Source organism: Streptococcus oralis (assembly GCF_021497885.1).
GTDB lineage: Bacteria > Bacillota > Bacilli > Lactobacillales > Streptococcaceae > Streptococcus > Streptococcus oralis_BQ.
In genome coordinates, this window is the sequence record NZ_CP046523.1 from 1,384,336 (window position 1) to 1,404,740 (window position 20,405).

Sequence of the window (20,405 nt, forward strand, 5' to 3'; positions counted from 1 at the left end):
TATTATATTTCTCCATTTTCACCTTACAAATCTTTTTGGTAATAGTATCTTTGCCCTGTGTAGGGATAGTCTTGCAAGGTAAAGACCTCCTTGTAGCCATGCCTTTTATAAAAATCTGGCGCTTGAAACTGGTAAGTATTGACAAAAGCAAAACGACAGTTTCGATTCTTAGCTTCCCTTTCGGCTTGCTGCAATAGTTTTGAACCGATTCCCTGTCCTCGCAATTCCTCTTTCACAAACAAATACTCGATTTCCAACCAATTTCCGAAAGTCTCAGCTACTAATCCTGCCATGAGATTACCCTTTTCGTCTTCGAGATAAAGATTCAGTGGCTCGCTCTCAGACTCTTCTCTTTTAGAACGATTATAAGCACGAATCAAATCCCCTATTTCTTGCGCTTTATGAGATTCCTTATTTTCCAATCTAACGTACATCCAAACCTCCTTAGAACTGCTACAGCTTGATTATAATCCTATTTCAATAAACTGTCAAACTAGAAAAACTCATCAAGCAGAGTTGATGAGTTCATGATTTATTTTCTAAATTTCCACTGGCTATAAATTCCGAAACCGATAATCCAGATAGCAGAACCAACTGCCCCCATGAAGGTAGACTCTTGTAAAAAGAGGGTTGCAAAGACAAAGATGAAAAAGAGGATGGTTAGGGGATTGAGCAAGCGATACTGAGGCATGAGGTAGCCGTCAGCCATGAAGTCTTGTGACTTGCGGTATTTGTGATGTGCCACCATAATCAAGATATAAATCGCGATGTAAACACCTGATGAGGACGCCGTAATCAAAGCAAAAGCATCGGAAACGCCTGGCAAAACGTTGATAAAGGCAGCTAGAGCAATTAAGATTGCTGAGGCAATAATGGCATTTTGCGGAACATTGTGACGAGAAAGAGTATCTGCCTTGATTGCTTTTAAGAAGCGATTGGGTGAATCATGGGCAATCTGGTAAAGGTGTCGCCCTGTTGAATAGAGGGTTGAATTAAGAGCAGATGCTGCCGACGTCAAAACAACGAAGTTAATCAGAGCTGCCGCCCACTTGATACCTGCTAGCTCAAAAACCGTTACAAATGGTGAATCTGAAGAAGCAAGTTCTCTCCAGGGAATAATAGACATAATGGCCAATAGGGCTCCACCATAGAAGAAGACAATTCGGAGAGGAATTTCTTTAACTGCTTTTGGCAAAACCTGACGAGGATTCTTGGTTTCAGAAGTTGTCACTCCGATAAATTCAATCATCAGATAGGCAAAAAATACCATTTGAAAGGCCATGACAAAGTTCATGACTCCATTTGGAAAAAGAGAGAACTGATTGCTGATATTTGCCAAACTTGCAGCACCATGCGGTGTCTCAAATCCTGTCAAAACCATAAAGGCTCCCGTTGCAATCATAGCTAAAATAGCCACAATTTTAACCATAGCAAACCAAAACTCGACTTCTCCAAAGAGCTTAACTGCAATCAGATTGACCAAGGCCAAAATCGTTAAAAAAACAATCTGAATCAGCCAACTAGGCCAGCTAGGAAACCAAAACTGAACATAATGCGAGATCGCAGTGATTTCTGCCATACCGATAAAGACGACAGACAACCAATAAGACCAAACCGAGAAATACCCCCAGCCTTTCCCCAAATGACGGGTGATAAAGTTGATAAAAGTATGTTGTTCTGGATCCTGATACAGCATCTCTCCAACAGCCCTCATCATCAAAAACATAAAGGCTCCTGTAATCATATAAATCAGGATGATAGAAGGGCCTGTCAGGCTGATGGAGCGACCGGCACCTAGGAAAAGACCTGTTCCGATTGTTCCCGCAATAGCCATCACCTGAACATGACGATTGGTTAGACCACGTTCCATCTTATTTTTTTTCTTATTTTCACTCATATAGTCTCCTATTTTATTCAAAAAACCAAAAAGGAGTTGAGCAAGGCAAAGCCTCTACTACTCCTTTTTCATTCTATTTAGGCTGTTTTTTCAACCTTTAAGATTTTGACATCATAGCTACCAACTGGTGTCTCGATGGTCGCTGTATCACCAGTCTTCTTGCCAATCAAGGCTTGTCCAATCGGGCTCTCATTTGAAACCTTACCAGCAAAAGCATCTGCACCTGCAGAACCGACGATGATATAGACTTCTTCGTCATCTTCACCGACTTCTTGGATTGTTACAGTCTTACCGATAGCTACCTCATCTTGGGCAACTGCATCGCTATTAACGATTTCAGCATAGCGGATTTTTGTTTCTAGACTTGAAATTTGTCCTTCAACAAAAGCTTGCTCATCCTTGGCTGCTTCGTACTCGCTGTTCTCCGAAAGGTCTCCGTATGAACGAGCAATTTTGATACGTTCTACCACTTCAGGACGACGAACGAGTTTCAACTCCTCTAATTCTTTTTCTAGTTTTTCCTTTTCTTCAAGGGTCATTGGGTAAGTTTTTTCTGCCATTTTTCTCAACTTTCTTTTCTTAATTTGTTTTTAAAACAAAATTATGTGGAAAACCACATAATTTTAGTTTGAACTACTTGATTGGGTTAGTTTGCTATTGATATGTTCTGCAACGTTTTGATCATGTTCTTCTTTGGTCGTTGCGAAATACACTTTACCATCTTCGACATTGGCTACAAAGTACAAGTACTCACTCTTTATCTGATTTACACTTGCTTCGATGGCATCCAGACTTGGACTGTCTACTGGTCCAGGCATGAGGCCAAGGTGTGTGTAAACATTGTATGGTGAATCAATCGTTGTATCAATTCCAGCGTCATCTGCTAGACTAATCTTTTGACCAAGCTTGCCTTGGGCATACAGGATAGCGATATTACTTTGAAGCGGCATACCGAGATTTAGGCGGTTATAGAAGACACCAGCAATCTTCTTGCGGTCTTCTGTCTTAGCACCTTCTTTTTCAACAAGAGAAGCGATACTGAGTAATTCATTGACTGTCAGATTCTTTTCTTTAATTGAGGCGTAATATGATGACATGGTCTTATCCATAGTAGCCAACATCTCATCAATCAAACTTTCAACTGTAGTGCTTTCTTTGATGGTATAAGTTGCTGGGAAAAGGTAACCTTCTAGACGATAACGAACGCCACTGTCTTTTGTTGGGAGACTTCCAAGAAGGTTTGGATACTTGGCGACTAATTGTGAGATAAAGGTCTCATCTTGAGCTTTTGCCAAGAAAGCATCCGCAGTAAGCGGCTCTTTAAATTCACCTTGAAGTTGCCCTACTGTTTGAGCGATTTGCTCTAATGTATATCCTTCTGGAATTGTTAGGCTTGCAAGAGCTGGTTCTTGAGGTTCAGGAGTTCCACCTTTTTGCAATTCTTGGATCAATTCATCCGTACTCATGCTCTTCTTCAAGTTGTAATAACCTGATTTTAAGTCAGAATAGTTCTTATACTTGGCATACAAACTAAAGATGAGTCCATGTTTTACCAAACCAGATTTTTCCAAAGTGCTCCCAATTTCTTGAATATTTGAACCTTCTGGGATTTGAACCGTTACATAATCCTTAGAGCTCGCATCAACTGGTTTCAAGGAATCTTGAACGTAACCATAACCAAAGAAGCCACCAATACCTACAAGAACTAGGAATACTAGGAAAGTTAGCAAACAACCTTTAGCTTTTGATTTCTTCTTTTTCTTAGCTGGCTTTGTTCCTTCACGACGACTGCGTCGTGGAGCATCCGCTAGGTTATCAACTTTCTCAACTGGAGCAGGCACTACATTCTCCACAACAGGAGGGACTGATTCTTCTTTTTTGTCATCTGTTTTATAGGAAACAGCCACTTTAGTTGGAATAGTGTTAAACTCTTTCTCTTCCTTTTTAGGCTCTACAGCATCAATCTTGGCTGGTGCAGGCTCTTCTAGTTTTGACTCTTCTGGTTCTGGTGCTGTCACTTCGCTTGATTCAAAGCTTGGGCGTGGTGGCACACTTGGGGCATTTTTAAGAATTTTATCCACAGTTGACAGAGAGTCTACCATTAAACCTTCTGTGGCAAGATTTGGTTCTTGTTCAGAAGGAGCGGGTGGAGTTACTTGAGAAGATGGAGTTGGGGTGATCGGACTTTCATCTTCTTTCTCTCTTCTTTCTCTCTCTCTGACTCTCTCTAAATCGCGTAAAATCTGTTCTTTAAAGCTTAACGTTTCTTCTCTTGATTTCTCGCTCAAAAGCTTTACCTCCTTGTTGGCAATCCATAACATTATATCTTAAAAGTCGCAGAAAAGCAACAAAATATACCTTTCTCCAACTATATTTCTTGTTTTCAAGGCTTCCAAACCATGTTATACCAGGTCTCACCTGCATAAGTAGATTGGGATAGTCCTTCATTGACAAAACCATGTTTCTCGTAATATGAGATAAGATAATCATGACAAGTCAGGTTAATTCCCTCTCGTTCATGTTCTAAAGCGACTTCTTTCAGAGCACTTAACAGTCGTTTTCCCACGCCCAAGGCTTGTGCCTCCTTAGCTATAGATAGGCATGTCACAGAAATATAACCTCCAGGTTGATGGCTATAGTCTTTTATTTTTTCTGTAAAGGACTGATCTTGGAGATGGCGGTGCGGGACGACTGGACCTTCAATGTAGCCAAGAATACGTCCCTCTTTTTCAGCTACCAGAAAACTGGTCTGAATTTCACGTAAGTGCGCCTCAAAGACCGATCGAGGAATGGCTTCCTCAAGAGAAAAATTTTCTATCTCTATCTCTAAGATTCGATCTAAATCCGAAAATCTTGCTTGTCTGATTTTCATATTTCCTCCTGATAAAAAGGATTAGCCCAAGTCAGATACCAACAAGAACCACTGTCATATTGACTCCCTGTCATTTCTTCCTCAACAAAGCCATTCATTTCAAAATATGATAGTAGCTCATCAGGACTCTGCAAAAGAATACCTTGATAATCTAGTTCGACTGTCACCTGTTTCAAGGCTGCAAGAAGAAGAGTTCCCAGCCCCTGTCCCCAACGGTCAGGATGAATGGTCAATGATTTTATTTCTATCCATTTGGGATGAATAGACTGATCTTCTCCCAAAACATAGCCCACGAGCTGATTTTCATCCCCAGCTACAAGAAAGGTACCCGCAGTCTTGCGGATACTCTCTTCTAAGGATTGGCGGCTAAGTGCCTCTTCTAACGAAGGATTGGCTTCTTCAATCGCCAACATTTCTTCTAAATCTGATAAAGTGGCTTGCCTTATAGTGATTGGAATTTCCATCTGTTTTCCTTATTGGACGTTGCTTGTCAAGTTAGACAAGAGACGTTCAAATGAATATTCATAGGTTTGGATGTCTCCCGCCCCCATAAAGACATAAACAGCATTGTCATGGTCTAGGAGTGGAGAAACATTTTCAACAGTGATAACCTGGTGCTTCTTGTTGATTTTATTAGCCAAATCTTCTACCTTGACATCACCATGGTCCACCTCACGAGCTGATCCATAGATTTGCGCTAGGTAGACGGCGTCTGCTTGATTCAATGCATGGGCAAATTCATCCAACAAGGCAATGGTTCTTGTAAAGGTATGCGGTTGGAAGATTGCCACGATTTCCTTGCTTGGGTATTTCTGACGAGCCGCATCCAAGGTTGCAATGATTTCTGTTGGATGGTGGGCAAAGTCATCAATAATTACTGTATCATTAACGATTTTCTCAGTGAAACGACGCTTAACACCTGCAAATGTTTTCAATTGTTCACGCACTAAGTTCAAATCAAAGCCTGCTGTATAAAGTAATCCGATAACAGCTGTCGCATTCATGATATTGTGACGACCAAAAGTTGGAATGTGGAATTGTCCCAATTCTTGACCACGGAAGTGAACTGTAAAGGTCGAACCAGTTGTAGAACGTAGAAGGTCGCTAGCTACAAAGTCATTTCCCTCAGCATCAAAGCCATAGTAATAGATTGGAGCATTGGCTGTAATCTTACGCAACTCAGCATCCTCACCATAGACGAATAACCCCTTCGTGATTTGTTTGGCATAGTCATTAAAGGCGTTGAAAACATCCTCTAGACTAGTAAAGTAATCTGGATGGTCAAAGTCAATGTTGGTGATGATAGAGTATTCTGGGTGGTAAGGCATGAAATGACGCTCATATTCATCAGATTCAAAAACAAAATACTTAGCATTTTCAGAACCTCGACCCGTTCCATCCCCAATCAAGAAGCTAGTGTCTGTGATGTGAGACAAAACGTGAGACAGCATCCCAGTCGTTGATGTCTTACCATGCGCTCCTGCAACCCCCATGCTGACAAAGTCACGCATAAAGCTACCTAGGAATTCATGGTAACGTTTGTAGCTGATACCATTTTTGTCGGCATAGGCGATTTCAACATTGTTGTCTGGACGAAAGGCATTTCCAGCAATAATTTCAAGATTCCCTTGCAGGTTCTTTTCATCAAAAGGAAGAATCGTAATTCCTGCCTGCTCTAGTCCACGTTGAGTAAAGTAGTATTTTTCAACGTCTGAACCTTGAACCTTGTGTCCCATTTGATGCAACATCAAGGCTAGGGCACTCATCCCTGATCCCTTGATTCCAATAAAATGATATGTTTTTGACATGCTTTTCTCCCCTACTCAGTAATTCTTGTCAGATTCAACTCTTGGGCAACCTGACGTTCCTGTTCTGTTTGCTTATTCTTTTTATTATAGATTTGACTCTTCTTTAGAAAATCATAGTTGTTCTTTTTAGCTTTTCCCGTTTGGGCTTTCGGAGTTGGATTCGCCACTTGGCCAACCTCCTCAGCTAAGATATAGTGAGACTGGCTCAAGTTTTTACTAAATTTGACAAACTCGCCTGGATTTTCCTTTTGAAATGGTGCTGTTGGTTGGTTTCCTTGACGAACAAATGTTGAACCATTGTGTCGTCTAGTATGACTAACATCCTGAGTCAAATACTTGGCTGAACGTTTCTTCTTTAAGTCCGCACGCGCCTCTTCTCGAGCCAATTCAGCATACGTTTTTTCAACTTTTTTAGGTTCTGGGCTTGGCTTTGACTCCTTATTAACCACTGGAGAAACCACGGTTTCTTCCTCATTGATAGGAGACCATTCCAAATAGTTCTTATCGCGGTAATCACCTTTGATATTGCTAATAAAGTCTGACTCATCGTACAAGTCCATGACTGGCATTTTGGTCAGCATGATCTCATCATCTGACACCAATGGAAATCGATCTTGTTTCATTTTGTATTTCCTTTCAACACTTCATTATAGCGTATTGTCTTAATTTTTCAAGTGCTGGCTTCAGAAATCCCTAAAATTTCTCGAATTTCTGCCAGACTGAGACTCGCACGCGATTCTGTCCCATCCAAAACTTGGGAAACCAGGTGTTTCTTCTGTTCTTGGAGTTCTTGAATCTTTTCTTCAATGGTTCCTCTAGTAATCAAACGGTAAACCTCTACCTTCCGCTCCTGTCCCATGCGGTGGGCTCGTCCGATAGCCTGGGCTTCGACAGCAGGATTCCACCAGAGGTCCACTAGGATGACGGTATCAGCTCCCGTTAGATTAAGACCGACTCCACCTGCCTTCAGGGAGATGAGAAAGGCATCTCTCTCCCCTTGGTTAAAGGCCTTGGTCATCTCCTGTCTGTCATGAGCAGGAGTTGAACCTGTGATTTTGAAGGAAGTCAAGCCCAAATCTGGGAGTTCGTGCTCGATTTTTTCCAACATTCCTTTGAACTGAGAGAAAATCAAGACCCGATGCCCACCATCAGCCACTTGTAGCAATAAATCTCGGAGACTATCCAATTTACCACTAGCTCCCTGGTAATCGTCCATAAATAGTGCTGGCGTATCGCAGATCTGGCGCAATCGCATGAGACCAGATAAGATTTCTACCCGACTTCTCTGGAATTCTTGATCTGTCACTTGCGCTAGTCGGTCTCGCATCTGTTGCAACTGGGCTAGATAGATAGCCTTCTGTTGGTCTTCCAGTTCATTTTTATAGACGACTTCGATCAGATCAGGCAGTTCTGTAAGAACTTCTTCTTTCTTACGCCTCATGACGAAGGGTTTGATAAACCGCGCGACTCGGTCAGCCGGTAATTTCATAAACTCCTTTTTACTTGGCAAGAGCCCCGGTAGCACAATTTGAAAGATAGACCACAACTCTCCTAAATGATTTTCGATGGGCGTACCTGACAAAGCAAAAACTGCTGGCACCACAAACTGGCGCAAACTCTGAGCAATCTTAGTTTGGGCATTTTTCATGACCTGAGCTTCATCTAAGAAGAGAAAATCAAAAGCCATCTCTTGATAAAGCTCGCTGTCTTGACGAAAGGTGGCATAGCTAGTCACATAGATTTGGTGATTTTCAGAAAGAATCGCTTCTCGATTCGCTTTCAAACCATGAACGACAGCCAAATCCAACTGTGGGGCAAATTTTCTAAATTCATCTGCCCAATTGTAGATCAAACCTGACGGCGCTAAAATCAAGACCCGAGTATCTTTTGTCACCTGACTAGTCAAAAAAGCAATAGTCTGCAACGTTTTTCCTAGTCCCATATCGTCTGCCAAGATACCTCCAAAACCATAGTGATGAAGCATCTGGAGCCAACGAACACCCTTTTCCTGATAATCTCTCAAACTCGCCTGCACCCGTATATCTCCCAAAGGAAAATCCTCTGGATGGGTCAAATCATGAGCTAAATACTGAAATTCCTCTGAGAAGGAGATCCTGTCTCGACCTTCAAAAAGCTGAGACAGACTGTAAGCCAGAGATTTCCGAGCCTGAAAAGAACCATCTTTTAGCTCAACCCCCAGTTCCTGCATATTCTGACGGATCTGCTTGGTTTCCTCATCAAAAAAGTACACTTGGTCAGAAGAACTAATATAGAAATCCTGATTGCTGGTCAGGGCTTTGAGAGCTTGATCAATCTCTTCTTGGGCAATCCCTTGGAAATCAAATTGGATTTCCAACAATCCTCCCTTGGACTCAATCTGAACCTGAGGAGCTTGGACGCTGTAGAGCTGATTCATCTCATCAGACAAGAAAACCTGACCAAACTCCTCAAAAGCAGGAATCGTATGATGAAAGAAAGAATAAACTGCCTCTGGCTTCAAAGCCTGTCTCCAAGACTGAAAATCAGCCTCAAAACCAGCCCCTAAACAGACTTGAAATAGCTGATTTTCCAAGACGGCATCGCTTGAAAATGGTAATTGTTCCAGCTGTTGACGACTAGTCACCTTAACATCTCCATAGTCAAACTGGATATCCAAGCGGATGCGGCCGTCATCCTCCCTATCAAAGTAAAAGATTGGTGAAAAGGGTCTGATTTGTAAGCGCTCAGGAGCAGAAACTGTTCCTAGCTGTCCAAACAAAGGCAGACAGGCGGCTAGGCGGTCACGATCACTGTTGTCAAACTGGAGGCATTTTCTCCCTCTTTCCTCCTGAGGAAGCTCCTTGATTTCCTTTAGTAGGCTGATTTGTTTAGGATTTAAGAGATAAAGATTCCCCTTACGAAATAGAACTGCTCCCCCATAGAATACGTTGACTCGCTCACTTTCAGAAATCTCCATCTCAAAATAATCGGGATACTCCTGCACGGAAAAAGAGGACAGTTCTGCATCTGGATCTAAATCATGAAAGAGAAGATTTTCATAACTTGTAATCTGGTGTTCAAAATGAAAATCCTCCAAGTTCATCAGCAACTCCACTCCCTGCTCAAAAAAGGTCAGAGGGAAAAAGAGGTGACGACCTTGATTGGGGAAAAAGAGCTCTTGACTCAGTCCCTCCTCAATCAAGCCACATAAAAAAGTAAGAACTTCTTGACTAGCTGTATCAAAAGCATCCCAAGACAAGTCATTTTCATAGTGTTTCCCAATCATATATGGCTTTCGATGAATCAAGACCTTCAAAAAGAGAGGGATGTCACGAATGACATAATATTTTTGACTATCAACTAAACCGATTCGGATAGTCCAAAGGAGACGATTGGTCCCAGCTTCCACCTGACCTTGAGCCGACAAAGTGTAGATTTTCTCTCTCTTCTGAGGTTGGATACGCTCCAAAAAACTACCACCAAAACTAACCTTGGTTTCGACCTCTTCTTGCTCTTCATGTCCTTTTTCTAAGGCTTGTAAAATCACCTGGCCTTCTTCATCATTTTTCAGATAATGCTCGAGCGCTGCGAGGTGAACACAGTAACCTCTTTTTTGGAAAAAATCGCAAGCACAAAAAACCAGATCATCCTCTAAACTGTAGCGCAAGTCTTCTCCCGCCACACGAGTATAGAGGCGATTCCCTTTTTCCTTGATAATCTCAATGTTGCCTGTTTCATAGAGAGCAACACCCTCCATGCGCAACTTCCCCGGAATCAATTTAGCCATAGTTACCCCTTTATCTTATCTTTTCATTATACCACATTTTCCCCTACGAAAATAGCCTTCTAGGAAGACTTTTCTCCTAGAAGGCTGGATTTTTAAAGTGTAGCAAAAGTGGTCACGATGCGTTGGCAAACCTCTTCCAGTACTGACTTCGGCATAGCTACATTGAGGCGGGCATGAAGAGTTCCCTCCTCTCCAAAGTCCAAACCTCGGTTCAAGATAACCTTAGCTTCATTCTTCAAAAGCTCTTGCAAGCGGTCATCCGTTAGGTCATAGGCTGAAAAATCAAGCCAAATCAAGTAGGTACCTTGCGGTTTCATGACCTTAATCTTGGTTTCTTTGCCCAAAACATCCACTACATAGTTAATGTGGTCTTCAAAGACTTCCTTTAACTCTCCTAGCCAATCCTTTCCATATCGATAGGCAGCTTCTGTCGCCAAATACCCCAAACCTGAAATTTCATGCTGGTTATTGGCTAACTGGCGTTTTTGAAAAGCAACACGAAGTTTAGGATTTTCAATCACTGCATAGGAATTTTTCGTCCCAGCAATATTAAAGGTCTTTGTAGCACTGCTCAAGATGAGGGCAAAGTTTTTAAAGTCTGGATCAATGGTATTAAAAGACTGATGTTTGTGACCAAAGAGGGCTAAATCTTGGTGAATCTCATCCGAAACCAGTAATACACCATGTTTTTGGCAGAGATAACCAATCTTTTTCAATACTTCCTTTTCCCAAACACGTCCACCAGGATTGTGGGGATTGCAGAGGATATAAAGCTTCACATCCTCTCCCACCATATCCTTCTCCAACTGATCAAAGTCAATCTCAAACAATTCATCCTTTTCCACCAAAGGATTGGTAATCAATCGGCGATTGTTGAGTTTGACACTGCGAGCAAAAGGTGGATAGACCGGTGTGTTAATCAGAACAGCCTCTCCTTCTTTTGTAAAGGCTTGAATGGCTGTTGAAATAGCTGGCACCACTCCCTCGATAAAGACGAGAGCATCTTTGTCAAAGTGATAACCGTGTTGGCTGGCTTCCCATTCTTGAACCGACTGAATCAAAGCGTTGCTAGCATAAGTATAACCATAAACCAACTGATCCGCGTAGGCTTGTACAGCTTCTCGAACTTCAGGCAAGACCACAAAGTCCATATCCGCTATCCAGGCTGGTAGAACTTCTCGATTAGTTTCCGCCTCTTTCCATTTATAGGTATGATGCCCAAAACGATTGGGCAGGCTTGTAAAATCATATTTTCCCATATCTGTCTTATCCTTCCAAGGCTTGGCGCAAGTCCGCAATCAAATCTCTAGCATCCTCAATCCCGATTGACAAGCGCAAAAGATCATCTGTCAAACCGTAGGAATGGCGTACTTCTGCTGGAATATCCGCATGGGTCTGCGTCGTCGGATAGGTGATCAGACTCTCTACCCCACCCAAACTCTCAGCAAAAGAGAAGACCTTGAGGCTGTTCAAAATATGAGGAATACGTTTCTCATCCACTACTTTAAAGGAAATCATTCCCCCACGACCAGTGTAGAGCACTTCCTTGACTGCTGGAGAATTCTTCAAAAAGGCAACCACTTCTTGGGCATTCGCTGTAGAACGCTCCATGCGCAGAGACAAGGTCTTAAGACCACGAATTAACTGATAACTATCAAATGGTGACAAGACAGCACCTGTTGTATTGAGATTGTAAAACAGTTGTTCATATAGTTCTAAACTATTAGTCACAACTACCCCAGCCAAAACATCGTTGTGCCCTGCTAGGTATTTGGTAGCCGAATGAAGAACAATATCCGCACCATCTTCAATCGGACGTTGGTAAATCGGACTGTAGAAGGTATTGTCTACGACTACTTTAGCCCCCTTGTCATGAGCTAGTTTTGCTAGTTTTGCAATATCAAATTCTAACATCAAGGGATTAGTCGGCGTTTCAATATAGAGAACATCCACATCTTTCTCTAACTCAGTAATCAACTCTTCCTCTGTATTGGCATAGGTAAAATGGAAACGACCTTCCTGCTCCACTTGGTTGAACCAACGGAAAGAACCCCCATAAAGGTCACGCACTGCCAAGACTTTACTTCCTACTGGAAAAACACTAAAAGCCAGTACAATCGCAGCCATACCTGAGCTCGTCGCTAGGGCATAGTCTGCTGATTCGATTGCAGCCAAGACTTCCTCCGCCTTACTGCGAGTTGGGTTTTTAGTCCGAGTATAGTCAAATCCCGTAGACTGACCGAACTCTGGATGCTGATAAGTTGTTGAAAAATGTAGTGGCGTCACCAAGGCACCTGTCGCCTTATCTGACTTGATCCCAGCCTGGGCCAAAATTGTGTTGATGTGTCGTTCTTTGCTCATACAATACCTCCAAATCTATAGTAACTATTGTACCACTTATTTTCGCCAACTCATTTTCTTCTTTTCAAGAGCTAGTTATAGTTTCAAACTATACAAAAACGATAGTTCCTTGAGAAACTATCGCTTTTCCTGTTGAATAGACTGGTTATTTAACGTGTTTTGCCAATTCTTCTTGGGCTTTTTTATTTGATTCTTCTTTTTCTTTCAGCCATTTTTCTTTAGCTTTTTCGTACTCAGCAGTTGTCACCGTCTTATCTTGCAACTTGAGATACTTGTATGATTCTACACCCTTATTTCCAGCTTGTGAGAATGGTGCTGAGAATGGAACTGTCTTTCTCAAGCTAGGTGTTCCACCAAGGGAAACGTTTGGAATTGCAAGGGCGCTATCAACGAGCCAAGCTTGAATTTCTGCATATTTTTCATAACGTTTCGCTGGATCTTGCTCCTTGTTAGCTTCTTCTAACATTTGAGTGTAAGTATCCAGACCAACTGCCTTAGCCTTGTCATTGACCTCACCTGGTTCTAGACCAAGGTTTTGCAACATACCGCCGTTATTGACATTTAGGATATCTAGATAGCTTGATGGATCCAAGTAGTCAGCACTCCAACCGCCATTATAGATATCAAAGTCTTTTTGAGCTGCCGTTTGAGCGAGGTAGCTAGAATTATCGAAGTCATCTGTTGATAATTGTTGGATATCAATAACCACATTCTCAGCTCCTAGAACAGATTCGATGGATTGTTTTAAAGAACTTGCTTCAAGTACACCTTTTTTAGCTGATTGGTCAACTGATACATCCAAGTGAATTGGGAATTGCACACCCTTAGCTTCCAATTCTTTCTTAGCTTCTGCAAATTTAGCTTTAGCCTTGTCAGGATTGTAGTATGGATCTTGCGCGTCTGCAAAGTTGATTCCTTGCCATTCTTGACCATAGTTGACCATCTTTTCTGAAACAACATCGCCAAAGTCTTTTCCGTTGATACTTACAAATGTAGGAGGTACCACTAGGTTACGAATAATCTTCGTTGCTCCATCTTCCCCTTGAGATTGAGCTCCATAGGCTGTACGGTTATAAGCATAGTTGAAGGCTTGACGGAAGTTTTTATTCAGAACTGCTTCTTGTGTTGATTTCTTTTCGATATCTGAGGACTTAGAAGTGAAGTTATAAGATTTTCTGTCCAAGTTGAAGTTCAAGTAATAAGAAGTTGCGGTTTGCATACTATAGATGATGTTATCCTTGTTCTTCTCTTTAATTCCTTCAAAGCTTGAGCTATTTGGATAGAGACGCGCGTAGCTGTAGACTCCTTCTACAAAGTTACGAGCTAGGGCATCTTGGTCACTACCATCATAGTAAGTCAATTTCACATCGTCCACAAAGACATTTTTAGCATCCCAGTAGTTCGGATTTTTCTTGTATTCGATAACAGATTTTGAAACAAATGATTTCATCAAGAAAGGTCCATTGTACAAAATGCTAGAAGGGTCTACTTTACCAAAATCATCCCCTTTTGATTTCAAGAAATCCGCATTGACAGGGAAGAGAATGGTTGAAGTTGTTTTAGAGTTCCAATAAGATTCTGGACGTGTCAAAGTGTACTGAACTGTTTGGTCATCAATCGCCTTCACACCGACAGTTGAAAAGTCTGTTGTTTTACCGTTGATATAGTCATCCAAACCTGCTACAGAGTCTTGAACCAAGTACAAGGCTTCAGATTTTTTATCTGCCGCATATTTCAAACCTGTCACAAAGTCTTGAGCAGTTACAGGTGCGTATTCTTCACCTTCGTATGTATACCACTTGGCATCTTTACGAAGTTTGTAGGTATAAGTCAAACCGTCCTTGGAAACGGTCCAGTCCTCCGCTAAAGATGGAACATAGTTACCATATTGGTCATTTTCCATCAAACCATCTACCAAATTAGTAACGATATCATTGGTTGTTGCACGGTTCTCTGCTAGATAGTTCAAACTAGATGGATCACTAGAATAGACATAGTTATATGTTTTAGATGAACTTGCTGAGTTCCCACATGCGCTCAATAGGATACCTGCGCTTAACACGACACCTGCCAGTGTCAGATACTTGGCCTTAGACTTTTTCATTTCCAGAACCTCCTGTTTTAGATATTTGCCTTATTATACAGCTTTAGTTTTATTTAGTCAAGCAATTCCTGTCACAAAAGGTCGAAATTATATTATTTTCTATACAAATTTTAGATTTTTATCTATTTTGTTAGGTATATGCAATGAGTAGTGTAATATTTTTACCTCTTATTCCTAAGTGCTTTAAAAGCTGTCTTGTAATTCGGATATTCTTTTTGGTAGTGATTAATAACCAGTAAGATATCATTAGGTTCTTTAGAACATTTAGAGTGATAATTCTCGTCACTTTGAATATTAGAAAAGAGAGAACCAATCTGATTCTCTCTCATGCTTAATTAGATCTCACCCTCCACAGTTGACAAAGAGCCAAAAACCCCAGATAGCCTTGAGTCATCTGGGGTTCTTGTTTTCATCGCTAAAATGATATCAACAATTTCATTTTAGTCGATTTTTGGGACTTAGTCTTCTAAATCCATTTCAGAAGCTGCTGATTTCTTCTTCTTGCCAAGAAGAGAGGCAGTTGCCAAGGCAGCTACTCCTAATCCAAGACCAGCAAATTGGTTACTTGCAGTTCCTGTATTTGGAAGTTTTCTACCGTTTGAACGTCCTGGTCCAGCAGGTTGTTGGGCAGGAGCTTGTGAGTGGTTCAATGCACTTGAGATTGAAGCACTGTCAGACAAGCTAGCTGAGGTACTTGCGCTGTTGCTCAAGCTTGTACTTGTTGAAACTGATTCACTTGTGCTGATTGAAGCACTTACGCTGTTGCTCATGCTTGCTGAAGTACTTGCTGAAGTTGAGGCATCGCCTGAACCATTGCTTGTACTTGTTGAACCTGAACCACTACCTGAGTTGTTGCTTGCACTGATTGAAGCTGAAGCTGATTGGCTTGCACTTACAGACGCTGAAGCTGATTGACTGGCAGATACTGATGCTGAAGCTGATTGACTGGCTGAGTCATTGCTTGTGCTTGCTGAACCTGAACCACTACCTGAGTTATTGCTTGCACTGATTGAAGCTGAAACTGATTGGCTTGCTGATACAGATGCGCTAGCTGATTGACTAGCTGAGCCATTGCTTGTGCTTGTTGAACCTGAACCGCTACCTGAGTTGTTGCTTGCACTGATTGAGGCAGAAATGCTGTCACTCAAGCTTGCGCTTGTTGAGACTGACTCACTTGCGCTGATTGATGCTGAAGTACTATCGCTCAATGACACACTTACTGATTTGCTGAGTGAAACTGACTCACTTGCACTTACAGATTCAAGGTAGCTAGGAAGGTTAAACTCTGGCTTAGATTCGCTTGTTGGCTCACCCTTACTATAGCTGAATGAGTTAGATTGTTGTGACGCACTTGTACTCAAACTGCTTGAAACGCTATTGCTAAGTGATGCAGATGTACTTACGCTGTTACTCAAGCTTACTGAAGTACTTGTTGAAACTGAAGTACTACTTGAGTTGTTGCTTGCTGATTCAGATGCACTGATTGATGCAGATACGCTGTTGCTCAAGCTTGTGCTTGCTGATTGGCTAGCACTGATTGATGCAGATACGCTGTTACTCAAGCTTGTGCTTGCTGATTGGCTAGCACTGATTGATGCAGATACGCTATTGCTCAAGCTTGTGCTTGCTGATTCAGATGCACTGATTGATGCAGACACGCTGTTGCTCAAGCTTGTGCTTGCTGATTGGCTAGCACTGATTGAAGCACTTACGCTGTTGCTCATGCTTGTGCTTGCTGATACTGAAGTACTGATTGATGCAGACACGCTGTTGCTCAAGCTTGTGCTTGCTGATTCAGATGCGCTGATTGAAGCAGATACGCTGTTGCTCAAGCTTGTGCTTGCTGATACTGAAGCACTGATTGATGCAGATACGCTGTTGCTCAAGCTTGTGCTTGCTGATTCAGATGCACTGATTGATGCAGACACGCTGTTGCTCAAGCTTGTGCTTGCTGATTGGCTAGCACTGATTGAAGCACTTACGCTGTTGCTCAAGCTTGTGCTTGCTGATACTGAAGCACTGATTGATGCAGATACGCTGTTGCTCAAGCTTGTGCTTGCTGATTCAGATGCACTGATTGATGCAGACACGCTATTGCTCAAGCTTGTGCTTGCTGATTCAGATGCACTGATTGATGCAGACACGCTGTTGCTCAAGCTTGTGCTTGCTGATTCAGATGCACTGATTGATGCAGACACGCTGTTGCTCAAGCTTGTGCTTGCTGATTGGCTAGCACTGATTGATGCAGATACGCTATTGCTCAAGCTTGTGCTTGCTGATTCAGATGCACTGATTGATGCAGACACGCTGTTGCTCAAGCTTGTGCTTGCTGATTGGCTAGCACTGATTGAAGCACTTACGCTGTTGCTCATGCTTGTGCTTGCTGATACTGAAGTACTGATTGATGCAGACACGCTGTTGCTCAAGCTTGTGCTTGCTGATTCAGATGCGCTGATTGAAGCAGATACGCTGTTGCTCAAGCTTGTGCTTGCTGATACTGAAGCACTGATTGATGCAGATACGCTGTTGCTCAAGCTTGTGCTTGCTGATTCAGATGCACTGATTGATGCAGACACGCTGTTGCTCAAGCTTGTGCTTGCTGATTGGCTAGCACTGATTGAAGCACTTACGCTGTTGCTCAAGCTTGTGCTTGCTGATACTGAAGCACTGATTGATGCAGACACGCTGTTGCTCAAGCTTGTGCTTGCTGATTGGCTAGCACTGATTGAAGCACTTACGCTGTTGCTCAAGCTTGTGCTTGCTGATACTGAAGCACTGATTGATGCAGATACGCTGTTGCTCAAGCTTGTGCTTGCTGATTCAGATGCACTGATTGATGCAGACACGCTATTGCTCAAGCTTGTGCTTGCTGATTCAGATGCACTGATTGATGCAGACACGCTATTGCTCAAGCTTGTGCTTGCTGATACTGAAGTACTGATTGATGCAGACACGCTGTTGCTCAAGCTTGTGCTTGCTGATTCAGATGCTGAAGCTGATTGACTTGAGCTTACTGATGCGCTTGCTGATTGGCTAGCTGATACAGATGCTGAAGCTGATTGGCTTGCACTTACAGACGCTGAAGCTGATTGACTTGCAGATACTGATGCGCTTGCTGATTGGCTTGCACTTACAGACGCTGAAGCTGATTGACTTGCAGATACTGATGCGCTTGCTGATTGGCTAGCTGATACAGATGCTGAAGCTGATTCGCTTGCACTTACAGATGCTGAAGCTGATTCACTTGAGCTTACTGATGCGCTTGCTGATTGGCTAGCTGATACAGATGCTGAAGCTGATTCGCTTGCACTTACAGATGCTGAAGCTGATTGGCTTGCACTTACAGACGCTGAAGCTGATTGACTTGCAGATACTGATGCGCTTGCTGATTGACTAGCTGATACAGATGCTGAAGCGCTTAGGCTTGCAGATACTGATGCGCTTGCTGATTGACTAGCTGATACAGATGCTGAAGCGCTTAGGCTTGCAGATACTGATGCGCTAGTTGATTCGCTTGCACTTACAGATGCTGAAGCTGATTGACTTGCAGATACTGATGCGCTAGTTGATTCGCTTGCACTTACAGATGCTGAAGCTGATTCACTTGAGCTTACTGATGCGCTTGCTGATTGGCTTGCTGATACAGATGCTGAAGCTGATTGGCTAGCTGATACAGATGCTGAAGTTGATTGACTTGCAGATACTGATGCGCTTGCTGATTCGCTTGCACTTACAGATGTTGAAGCTGATTGACTTGCAGATACTGATGCGCTTGCTGATTGACTAGCTGATACAGATGCTGAAGCTGATTGACTTGCAGATACTGATGCGCTAGTTGATTGGCTAGCTGATACAGATGCTGAAGCGCTTAGGCTTGCAGATACTGATGCGCTAGTTGATTCGCTTGCACTTACAGATGCTGAAGCTGATTCGCTTGCACTTACAGATGCTGAAGCTGATTCGCTTGCACTTACAGACGCTGAAGCTGATTGACTTGCAGATACTGATGCGCTTGCTGATTGACTAGCTGATACAGATGCTGAAGCTGATTCGCTTGCACTTACAGATGCTGAAGCTGATTGGCTTGCACTTACAGACGCTGAAGCTGATTGACTAGCTGATACAGATGCTGAAGCTGATTCGCTTGCAGATACTGATGCTGAAGCTGATTGACTAGCTGATACAGATGCTGAAGTGCTTTGGCTTGCTGATACAGATGCGCTAGCTGATTGACTTGCAGATACTGATGCTGAAGCTGATTCACTTGAGCTTACAGACGCTGAAGCTGATTGACTTGCAGATACTGATGCGCTTGCTGATTGACTTGCAGATACTGATGCGCTAGTTGATTCGCTTGCACTTACAGATGCTGAAGCTGATTCACTTGAGCTTACTGATGCGCTTGCTGATTGGCTAGCTGATACAGATGCTGAAGCTGATTCGCTTGCACTTACAGATGCTGAAGCTGATTGGCTTGCACTTACAGACGCTGAAGCACTTTGGCTAGCTGATACTGATGCGCTTGCTGATTGACTAGCTGATACAGATGCTGAAGCTGATTGACTTGCAGATACTGATGCGCTTGCTGATTGACTAGCTGATACAGATGCTGAAGCGCTTAGGCTTGCAGATACTGATGCGCTAGTTGATTCGCTTGCACTTACAGATGCTGAAGCTGATTGACTTGCAGATACTGATGCGCTAGTTGATTCGCTTGCACTTACAGATGCTGAAGCTGATTCACTTGAGCTTACTGATGCGCTTGCTGATTGGCTTGCTGATACAGATGCTGAAGCTGATTGGCTAGCTGATACAGATGCTGAAGTTGATTGACTTGCAGATACTGATGCGCTTGCTGATTCGCTTGCACTTACAGATGCTGAAGCTGATTCACTTGAGCTTACTGATGCGCTTGCTGATTGGCTTGCTGATACAGATGCTGAAGCTGATTGGCTAGCTGATACAGATGCTGAAGTTGATTGACTTGCAGATACTGATGCGCTTGCTGATTCGCTTGCACTTACAGATGTTGAAGCTGATTGACTTGCAGATACTGATGCGCTTGCTGATTGACTAGCTGATACAGATGCTGAAGCTGATTGACTTGCAGATACTGATGCGCTAGTTGATTGGCTAGCTGATACAGATGCTGAAGCGCTTAGGCTTGCAGATACTGATGCGCTAGTTGATTCGCTTGCACTTACAGATGCTGAAGCTGATTCGCTTGCACTTACAGATGCTGAAGCTGATTCGCTTGCACTTACAGACGCTGAAGCTGATTGACTTGCAGATACTGATGCGCTTGCTGATTGACTAGCTGATACAGATGCTGAAGCTGATTCGCTTGCACTTACAGATGCTGAAGCTGATTGGCTTGTACTTACAGACGCTGAAGCTGATTGACTAGCTGATACAGATGCTGAAGCTGATTCGCTTGCAGATACTGATGCTGAAGCTGATTGACTAGCTGATACAGATGCTGAAGTGCTTTGGCTTGCTGATACAGATGCGCTAGCTGATTGACTTGCAGATACTGATGCTGAAGCTGATTCACTTGAGCTTACAGACGCTGAAGCTGATTGGCTTGCAGATACTGA

Annotated in this window: 16 protein-coding genes; 3 read left to right on the forward strand and 13 right to left on the reverse strand. The window is 42.7% G+C overall.

The window, feature by feature from the left end:
• Positions 1–23: 23 nt before the first annotated feature.
• The 13 genes from GOM48_RS06995 to GOM48_RS09815 form a co-directional block, all read right to left on the reverse strand.
• Complete coding sequence (locus GOM48_RS06995) at positions 24–434, reverse strand: GNAT family N-acetyltransferase (RefSeq protein ID WP_235096612.1); 411 nt, start codon at positions 432–434, stop codon at positions 24–26.
• Between the two features lie 98 nt (positions 435–532).
• On the reverse strand, positions 533–1,897 hold the full coding sequence (locus GOM48_RS07000; protein WP_235096619.1) for an amino acid permease: 1,365 nt from the start codon (positions 1,895–1,897) through the stop codon (positions 533–535).
• Positions 1,898–1,974: 77 nt separating this feature from the next.
• Positions 1,975–2,457, reverse strand: coding sequence for a transcription elongation factor GreA (gene greA, locus GOM48_RS07005; protein WP_038805600.1), 483 nt, complete (start codon positions 2,455–2,457; stop codon positions 1,975–1,977).
• A 63-nt stretch (positions 2,458–2,520) separates the two neighbouring features.
• Positions 2,521–4,218 (reverse strand): endolytic transglycosylase MltG, encoded by a 1,698-nt coding sequence (gene mltG, locus GOM48_RS07010; protein WP_235096627.1) that lies wholly within the window; start codon positions 4,216–4,218, stop codon positions 2,521–2,523.
• 62 nt (positions 4,219–4,280) lie between these two features.
• Positions 4,281–4,769, reverse strand: a complete 489-nt coding sequence (locus GOM48_RS07015; RefSeq protein WP_235096633.1) for a GNAT family N-acetyltransferase — start codon at positions 4,767–4,769, stop codon at positions 4,281–4,283.
• Entirely contained in the window at positions 4,766–5,233 is a 468-nt protein-coding gene (locus GOM48_RS07020; protein ID WP_235096643.1) for a GNAT family N-acetyltransferase, read from the reverse strand. The genes GOM48_RS07015 and GOM48_RS07020 overlap by 4 nt, the downstream gene beginning before the upstream one ends.
• Positions 5,234–5,242: 9 nt before the next feature.
• Positions 5,243–6,577 carry a UDP-N-acetylmuramate--L-alanine ligase gene (gene murC, locus GOM48_RS07025; protein WP_235096650.1) on the reverse strand — a complete coding sequence of 445 codons (1,335 nt, stop codon included), beginning with the start codon at positions 6,575–6,577 and terminating at the stop codon, positions 5,243–5,245.
• An 11-nt stretch (positions 6,578–6,588) separates the two neighbouring features.
• A complete protein-coding gene (locus GOM48_RS07030; RefSeq protein WP_235096658.1) occupies positions 6,589–7,200 on the reverse strand; it encodes a cystathionine gamma-synthase in 612 nt (203 codons plus the stop codon).
• Between the two features lie 47 nt (positions 7,201–7,247).
• The gene (locus tag GOM48_RS07035) at positions 7,248–10,343 is read right to left on the reverse strand and encodes a DEAD/DEAH box helicase (protein ID WP_235096669.1); all 3,096 of its coding nucleotides are present in this window, start codon (positions 10,341–10,343) and stop codon (positions 7,248–7,250) included.
• Between the two features lie 92 nt (positions 10,344–10,435).
• On the reverse strand, positions 10,436–11,602 hold the full coding sequence (locus GOM48_RS07040) for a MalY/PatB family protein (RefSeq protein ID WP_235096677.1): 1,167 nt from the start codon (positions 11,600–11,602) through the stop codon (positions 10,436–10,438).
• Positions 11,603–11,609: 7 nt separating this feature from the next.
• Positions 11,610–12,704, reverse strand: coding sequence for a cystathionine gamma-synthase (locus tag GOM48_RS07045; protein WP_235096681.1), 1,095 nt, complete (start codon positions 12,702–12,704; stop codon positions 11,610–11,612).
• Positions 12,705–12,849: 145 nt separating this feature from the next.
• Complete coding sequence (locus GOM48_RS07050) at positions 12,850–14,808, reverse strand: peptide ABC transporter substrate-binding protein (protein ID WP_143989834.1); 1,959 nt, start codon at positions 14,806–14,808, stop codon at positions 12,850–12,852.
• Positions 14,809–15,266: 458 nt separating this feature from the next.
• On the reverse strand, positions 15,267–16,169 hold the full coding sequence (locus GOM48_RS09815) for an LPXTG cell wall anchor domain-containing protein (protein ID WP_321159618.1): 903 nt from the start codon (positions 16,167–16,169) through the stop codon (positions 15,267–15,269).
• A gap of 16 nt (positions 16,170–16,185) precedes the next feature.
• Between GOM48_RS09815 and GOM48_RS09820 the strand changes: the two genes are divergently transcribed.
• The 3 genes from GOM48_RS09820 (at position 16,186) to GOM48_RS09830 (ending at position 19,765) form a co-directional block, all read left to right on the forward strand.
• Positions 16,186–17,811 (forward strand): hypothetical protein, encoded by a 1,626-nt coding sequence (locus GOM48_RS09820; RefSeq protein WP_321159598.1) that lies wholly within the window; start codon positions 16,186–16,188, stop codon positions 17,809–17,811.
• 43 nt (positions 17,812–17,854) lie between these two features.
• Positions 17,855–17,995: a hypothetical protein gene (locus GOM48_RS09825; protein WP_321159599.1), complete on the forward strand. Its 141-nt coding sequence runs from the start codon at positions 17,855–17,857 to the stop codon at positions 17,993–17,995.
• Between the two features lie 1,629 nt (positions 17,996–19,624).
• Entirely contained in the window at positions 19,625–19,765 is a 141-nt protein-coding gene (locus GOM48_RS09830) for a hypothetical protein (RefSeq protein WP_321159600.1), read from the forward strand.
• Positions 19,766–20,405 lie beyond the last annotated feature (640 nt).